At 33.5% G+C, this 4,849-nt stretch carries 4 protein-coding genes; 3 read left to right on the top strand and 1 reads right to left on the bottom strand.

Annotated features, from left to right (window positions below):
- Positions 1-353 precede the first annotated feature (353 nt).
- Positions 354-935 carry an MFS transporter gene (locus Trichorick_RS09040; protein ID WP_323739320.1) on the top strand — a complete coding sequence of 194 codons (582 nt, stop codon included), beginning with the start codon at positions 354-356 and terminating at the stop codon, positions 933-935.
- A 427-nt stretch (positions 936-1,362) separates the two neighbouring features.
- On the opposite strand, the gene Trichorick_RS09035 is transcribed toward Trichorick_RS09040, so the two are convergent.
- A complete protein-coding gene (locus tag Trichorick_RS09035; RefSeq protein WP_323739319.1) occupies positions 1,363-1,665 on the bottom strand; it encodes a transposase in 303 nt (100 codons plus the stop codon).
- A 180-nt stretch (positions 1,666-1,845) separates the two neighbouring features.
- Here Trichorick_RS09035 and Trichorick_RS09030 point away from each other — a divergent pair, with 180 nt between their 5' ends.
- Positions 1,846-3,081 (top strand): hypothetical protein, encoded by a 1,236-nt coding sequence (locus Trichorick_RS09030; RefSeq protein ID WP_323739318.1) that lies wholly within the window; start codon positions 1,846-1,848, stop codon positions 3,079-3,081.
- Positions 3,082-3,585: 504 nt separating this feature from the next.
- A complete protein-coding gene (locus Trichorick_RS09025) occupies positions 3,586-4,587 on the top strand; it encodes a hypothetical protein (protein WP_323739317.1) in 1,002 nt (333 codons plus the stop codon).
- The last annotated feature ends 262 nt before the right edge of the window (positions 4,588-4,849 follow it).

Genomic DNA, 4,849 nt, shown 5'->3' with positions numbered 1-4,849 from the left:
TTAGCTTGGGCAAATTTATGACGACAAGGATCTTGGAGTTTGTTAGGCATACTCACCTTAAAAAAGAGTCATTTTAACTCTTGTACCTCACTATTTCTACAGCTTTTTTTGTTTATTCAAAAACTCGATTTACCTCAAAATCCGATTCATGCAACAAAGCCTCCAACCTATACCATAAGCCATAAGAGCAATGTATATTACATTATACAGTTAGCTAAGCTTTAGCAAAAGTTAAAAAGCGCTGCGCTAACAAAATATAAGCAACCTTTTAAGCTTACTAAGCAACCACCAGGTTTATTATTCCTTAATAAAACAAACGAGGTATCCACATAAATTTAACAAGGGTAAATATTATGAATAGAATGCACGTATTGGGACTATCAGAGAAATGTACCGCTAAACTTAACGGATGGCTTTTAATAATCCTAATGTCTTTGCTTTCAGCTAATATGCATTTACAGTATCCTTGTTTACTCGCAATTAAAGAAACCTTAGGGGCCACCGATTTTATTATGCAAGCTTCATTAATACTAAGCCCAGGGCTTGCTATATTTTCTAATATTTTCGTCGGTTGTTATAGCACTAAATATAAAGCGAAATCACTACTGATTAGTTGTACGCTTTCCTTTATAATGGGCACGTTAACGTGCGGTCTCGCTGAGAATCAGCTAGCCTTTTTTGTAGGTAGGTCCTTACAAGTTCTAGGAGACTCAGGAATTTCTATAATTGGCTTTGCTTTGCTAGCAGCCCTTTTATCCCCTAAAGTATTAGCTTATTACTTAGGGTATAGTTCTATCCTTACTGCAGCCACTACTATCTTTTCACCTTTATTAGGAGCAGCGCTTCTATTGCGTTGGGGCTGGAGGACTCCATTCCTTTTTCTCACTATTATATGCTTACCTTTATATGCTTACCTTTATTTGTCTTACTGTTAATTCACCTTCCTGATACACAGAAAAAAAGGCAGATTGAAGGAGGTAATCCCCAGGAATTTTTCCAAAATCTTAGATCGTTGATTAGATCTCCCATCTTCTGCTTATATATTAGTATTCCTGCTCTATATTCCACTATATCTACTTTATTCGATTTCTTTAGCCCTTTCATTTTTATGGAGATTTATAACATTTCTCCTTCAGTTTTTTCTTTTATAAAAAGCACTCTTACTATTAGTTGGCTCCATAGGATTTCTTGCATATATAGCAATATTAAGGCTTAAAGGTATTAACTGCTGTCTATACCTACTAAACCTTTTGCTAATAGGATTACTCAACCACTCGTAATAACTGCTTTTCGCTACCTCGAGCATCTCACACATTAACCTTACACCACATTTATCTCCATTATTTTTAATAAAAGCGTATTTTACTTCTCTAGACTTGCAAAATACGCTGTAGCCTTTTTTAGGATTTCTCTCTCCTGTTCTACTCGCTTTAGCTCTCGGCGTAAACGTTGATTTTCAATCAATAATTCTTGATAATGATGCGACGCTCCAGTAGGCGTTTTTATCTCTGTAACCGGCATAATAGCTGTTCTTACCCAATAATTTAGAGTTTTATACTTTATGCCAAGTTCTCCGGCAATTTGTTTTACCGGTTTATCCGCAGACTGCACTAACTTTACCGCCTCTCTTTTAAATTCATCCGTATATTTTATTCCTTTAGGCATCTTTTTTCTTATTCCTTTTTTTCAGATGCACTGTCCGGAAAACTAATACAAGATCACTATCATACCTCCATCCTTTAAACAACTTGATGGCACCGGTTAATTAATAAAAATAACGCTAGTAGCCTTAGCAAAATGCTGCTATATATTAACGATTATTAACTAAAAATTGGAAAAAGAAACATGAAGAACCTAGGAAACGATATAAACAATAGCGACAATATAGTTATAATAAGAGGAAATGCTGTTGGAGGTAGGGTCATGGGTATGGCTGAAGCTGCTAATAGTGGTTGCCTAAAAATGCCATCATTCACTCCTTTCAACATAGAGTTCGTACCTTTCAACATAGAGTTCCTAGAAATATCACCAACAATTACTGTCAACATTGACCCAGCAGCTCTACTAGAAATATCACCAATAACTACTGTCAGCATTGATATAGCAGCTATGGGAGTTGAGCTTCCGTTATTATCATTTAAGCCACCAAGTTACGATCTACCAGAATGTAAATTAATAAAAATTACAGAACAATACATACCAGAAGAATCTTGGCTTAAACCTTTAGCAAGCAAGTTATATCCGATAGACAAAAAAATAGCACAAGAGCTTTTTACTGCGTTAAATAATTCTACGCATATAGAAAAATTGGTGATAAGTTATGTTAATGAATTTCTTGAATTAGAGGACAAATTAACCATACAAGTTTCAGTTCCTCAAGAAAAACAATCACTATACGGATATTATGTTCCCCAAAGTAATTCTATAACGGCTTTTTTTCAAGAAAATATCACTGACCTGAAAGAAACGCTTATACACGAATTAGTGCATTATCTTATCCAAAAAGCTTTTAGTAAAAGCATTCCAGATACTAATGGCTTTATGAACATAATAAAGGGTGCTACGTCTTATGTGAGCTCATACATTACTGAAACTAAGCTAGGGGAAATTCAAAAGGAATTCTTTGAGCCATTACAAGATATGACAAAGGAAAATATGCCAGTACCTGAAAATCTATTAAAAGGTATAAAGAGTAAATTTAATACATCTCTTTTGGAACTCGTTCATGATAAGAAAGAGGATTCGAGTACCGAGTTGACATCCGGATCATATGGAACCAAATATGAATTTAGTGTGGATGATCTGAATAACCTTATCGAACTTTCTAATTCTTGTGGCGGTAGTTATTCGACTTTCGGTCACGTTTTAGCAGAAATGCTGCCAAGAGTGGTTACTTTAATTAGTAGATTTCAAGCAAAAAATAGCGATGATGTAATGCCTGAATTCTTAGCACTAGGATTAGATTTTTTAAATAGTGGTTTTAATAATGAGATGTATAGGGCGTTAGAGGATATGAATGGTAATTATTGTAGAGAAGTGGTTGGAAGAATATTAGAAAATATTTATGACAATGTAGTTTAAATCTCAGCTATTATTATCAATCTGTGGAACTCATTCGGTCAGTGTAATTCTGTGAGAATAGGATAGTTCCGTCTAAACTTTGAAAACCTATACCCTTCCGAACAAAGCCCATTCAATAGGTCGAAATCACTTGTTAGCAAAAATATCTTGGGTTTTATAATTAAAAATAATAAATAACAAGCTTTCTTTATAAGACATAGGATAAGAATTAGGTTCTGATACCCTCTTAACCCCAACTGTGGATTAGATGAAGGTAAGAAGGTGGTGTTTACAAGGGGTTAGAGATACTCTATACAAGTTTTAGCATTATCCCATGAAGAAAGATATAACCGCGCTATTTTGTTTTGTCGATGATTTTGTAAAATGTTTTTATTGCTAAAATTTGTATAGAGTATCTCTAACCCCTTGTAAACACCACCTTCTTACCTTCATCTAATCCACAGTTGGGGTTAAAAGGTTAATATAATGTTTCTTCCCGTTATTATTGCTTAAATAGGAGGCAAAATGAAAACACAATTTATTTTTAATACGAATATTCTGGAAAATAAAAGTAAAAGTGAAGCTCTAGATTACCTTACCAAACTTGGAGATAATCTGTTTACTGCTGATCATTTAGGTAAAACTATTCTCATGTATGCGTGTGAATATAGCAAGGAACAAGAGGTAATTAATTATATTTTGATGCAATATGAAAAGGCTGAAAAAGGTGATTTAATCACTAAAAAATGCATATTTGGACATAACGCTTTTACTTATGTATGCTCACGTAGGGAGAGTGATCAAGCAATATTAAAGTTACTTTCTCCATACTTTCTTAATGTGAATAATAATGAAAGTAATATTAATGGATTTTTATGGGCTTCAATTTTTGTAGGTAACCTTGAAGGATTAAAATTTATTTTAGACACTACTGTGCCTGAAAATAATTATACTAGCACATCAGTACTTGAATTAGGTATAGAAAGCGGTAACATCGATATCTTAAAAGTAATATTAACTAGTAGAACCTGGGAAAGAAATCAGATAAATGAAGCAGCAAAAAAATTGACTGCAGCCGGGAGCCTTAATTTTTACCAAGAAGAACCAAAAGGAATAGCGAACTTTGTATTACAAGTAATTGAGTTGCTTAATATAAGCCCACATGTATTGGATCAAGAGATTCAAGATAAAATTGGTACTAATTCTATAAAAGAATTAGAGTCCTTAGTTTCTTATACTCAAAACCTTACCTATATTGTAATGGAAGAAATTTTTCAGAGGAAAGTCATTGAATCAGTGCAGAGTATAACTACAGTTGCTAAATTGTTCGGAGATTTTGTACTTGGTTCAGAAGACAAAGAAAAGATAGATAGCTTTTGCTTCAAATTTAAAGATTATTCACTAGAAACATATAATCACCTCAAACTATTATTTGAGGATTTTATTATACCGGACTATATACATCAAGATGATGAAGTCTATATATCTGGAGACGACACCTCCGTATCTAGTGATTATATAACGTAGTAAAAACCCCTGTTGCAAATTCTGGTTTTGTAGATAATTTCAAGAAAACTAGGTGTAGAAGTCAAGATTTGACCTTACATACACTATTGATCTTGTATTAGTTTTCTGGACAGTGCATCTGAAAAAAAGAAGTAAGAAAAAAGATGCCTAAAGGAATAAAACAGGCTTTGTTGCATGAATCAGAATTTGGACGTGTTGTTTAATTTTGTTAAAAATCAGGCAATTTTTTTGGTAGCCGGCATGCCGAGTTTTGTCATGACAT

Origin of the sequence: Candidatus Trichorickettsia mobilis (assembly GCF_034366785.1) — a bacterium.
In the GTDB taxonomy this organism is placed as follows: domain Bacteria; phylum Pseudomonadota; class Alphaproteobacteria; order Rickettsiales; family Rickettsiaceae; genus Trichorickettsia; species Trichorickettsia mobilis_A.
The sequence above is the reverse complement of the archived record's forward strand: the minus strand, read 5'-3'. Positions and strand labels throughout refer to the sequence as shown.

What these genes read in the sequence shown, in the direction of transcription:
- Trichorick_RS09040 (WP_323739320.1), top strand. Translation starts at nt 354, where the DNA reads ATGAATAGAATGCACGTATTGGGACTATCAGAGAAATGTACCGCTAAA.
- Trichorick_RS09035 (WP_323739319.1), bottom strand. Translation starts at nt 1,665, where the DNA reads ATGCCTAAAGGAATAAAATATACGGATGAATTTAAAAGAGAGGCGGTA.
- Trichorick_RS09030 (WP_323739318.1), top strand. Translation starts at nt 1,846, where the DNA reads ATGAAGAACCTAGGAAACGATATAAACAATAGCGACAATATAGTTATA.
- Trichorick_RS09025 (WP_323739317.1), top strand. Translation starts at nt 3,586, where the DNA reads ATGAAAACACAATTTATTTTTAATACGAATATTCTGGAAAATAAAAGT.